Origin of the sequence: Nguyenibacter vanlangensis, from assembly GCF_013376155.1 — a bacterium.
In the GTDB taxonomy this organism is placed as follows: Bacteria; Pseudomonadota; Alphaproteobacteria; order Acetobacterales; family Acetobacteraceae; genus Gluconacetobacter; species Gluconacetobacter vanlangensis.
Window position 1 is genome coordinate 1 of sequence record NZ_JABXXP010000909.1, and the last position, 962, is coordinate 962.

General features: G+C 71.7%; 1 protein-coding gene and 1 pseudogene. One reads left to right on the forward strand and one right to left on the reverse strand.

The window, feature by feature from the left end:
• Window positions 1-370, forward strand: a pseudogene (locus tag HUK84_RS20075) (hypothetical protein); the annotation flags it as partial.
• Here HUK84_RS20075 and HUK84_RS20080 read toward each other — a convergent pair.
• On the reverse strand, window positions 300-962 hold a 663-nt coding region (locus HUK84_RS20080), incomplete at its 5' end, for a sulfotransferase family 2 domain-containing protein (RefSeq protein WP_176641771.1). The pseudogene HUK84_RS20075 and the gene HUK84_RS20080 overlap by 71 nt on opposite strands.

Sequence of the window (962 nt, forward strand, 5' to 3'; positions counted from 1 at the left end):
GGACAGAGTGCGCGTCGCCATGGGGGCGCTGGTCCTGGCCGCGATCATGCAGGTCGCGGACGGGGCGCAGGCGGTGCTGGGCGGCGTGCTGCGCGGACGGGGCGATGCGCTGGTGCCGATGGTCCTGGCGATCCTGGGCTATTGGGGCGTGGGATTCCCCGCCGGATGGTTCCTGGCATTCCGCTGCGGGCTGGGTGTGGTCGGGTTGTGGGGCGGGGTGGTCCTGGCGCTGGTGTCGGTGGCCGTCATGCTGGGCTGTCGCGCGGCGTGGTCGCTGGGCGAACGGCGCGGGGAGGCGGCTACGGCGCCGATGCCCCGACCGATGTCGCCCCCGATATCGTCCCCCCCGATATCGTCCCATGGGCCATGAGGTCGAAATCGGCGCGATAGAGCGCATGGATCCGGGCGCGTTGCGCGGCGCTGGGGACCAGGCGGGTTGCCGCGCCCCCGTTCAGATGGGGAAAGCGCACGTCTTTCAGCGCCGGAACGATCCGGCCGGCATGGGCCAGGGCCGGCAGCGGGATCAGGTGATCGACCGCCACCCGTCCCGACCGGTCGGTGACGTACCAGGATTGCGGGCGGAAAACATGATCCACCCCATAGGGGCTGCGCGCCCGTTCGACATGGTCCAGCGCGTCGTCCAGCGTGCGGAACCCCATATAGCGCGCCCGGAAGGGGGCCGCGACCTGCCGGTGCGCGCCGCCGCGCCGCGCGAACTCGTACGCCGAGACGAAGCGGTCCACGGGATCGCGCAGGATGGCGAAGCTGGGTAGCGTGGCCGCCAGGTCCGGCGCGGCATTCAGGTAGGCGCGTATCGTCTCGTGCCGCAATTCGCGGCCATAGAGCGCGACCGACACCGACGTGCCGGCATTCTTCGGCACGTGGATGAACAGCACGCCCCGCGCGCGGATCAAATCCAGCCGGCGGCGCCGCTTGGCGCCGGGCGGCAGTGCCACGCCCCA